This window comes from Pseudomonas lundensis (assembly GCF_001042985.1).
GTDB lineage: Bacteria > Pseudomonadota > Gammaproteobacteria > Pseudomonadales > Pseudomonadaceae > Aquipseudomonas > Aquipseudomonas lundensis.
The window spans coordinates 1-830 of sequence record NZ_JYKY01000081.1; the positions used below are offsets into that span (position 1 = coordinate 1).

Sequence of the window (830 nt, forward strand, 5' to 3'; positions counted from 1 at the left end):
AGGATTGCATGTACAAGCGCACCGGGCTCGTCAGCTTCACGCTTACCGCCTTGGCCCTGGCGATGGCCAGCGAGCGGCTCACGGCGGCCGAGGCGGCCACCACCGAGCATGTCGAAGTGGTCGGCCAGGCCGCTGCCATGGACAGCGCCCTCAAGGAACAACGTTCTTCCGACAGCATCAGGAGCGTGGTACATGCCGACGGTGTAGCCCAGTTACCGGATGAAAACGTCGCCGAAGCGGTGCAGCGCCTACCGGGCATCAGCGTGGAGCGCGACCAGGGCGAAGGGCGTTTTGTCAGCGTGCGCGGCCTGGGCCCGGACCTCAACAGCGTCACCATCAACGGCACCCTGGTGCCCGCGCCGGAGAGCGAACGCCGCGCCGTGGCCCTCGATGTGCTGCCCTCGGAGTTGGTGCAGTCGCTGTCGGTGATCAAGACCCTGACCCCGGACATGGACGCCAACTCTCTCGGTGGCACCGTGGATGTGAAGAGCCTGTCGGCGTTCGATCACAAGGGCTTGTTCTATACCGGTAGCACCGAAGCCAGCTACGACAAGAATACCGGCCAACCCAGCCCGAAATTCTCCGGTGCTGCCAGTAATCGCTTCAGCCTCGGCGACGGCATCGACAACTTCGGCGTGGCCGCAGCGCTGAGCTGGCAAAAGCGCGACTTTGGCTCAGACAACGTCGAAACCGGTGGCGCCTGGGATTTCACCGACGGCGCCAGGCTCAACGAGTTCGAACAGCGCGACTACGACATCAGCCGCGAACGCGCAGGTGGCGGCTTGAACTTCGACTACAAGCCCGACGACCTGAGCAGCTATTACCTGCGT

1 protein-coding gene is annotated in these 830 nt (G+C 64.0%); it reads left to right on the forward strand.

Annotation, left to right across the window (positions count from 1 at the left end):
• Window positions 1–8: 8 nt before the first annotated feature.
• Window positions 9–830, forward strand: an 822-nt coding sequence (locus TU74_RS22950) for a TonB-dependent receptor plug domain-containing protein (protein ID WP_048377759.1), incomplete at its 3' end; no start/stop codon positions are given.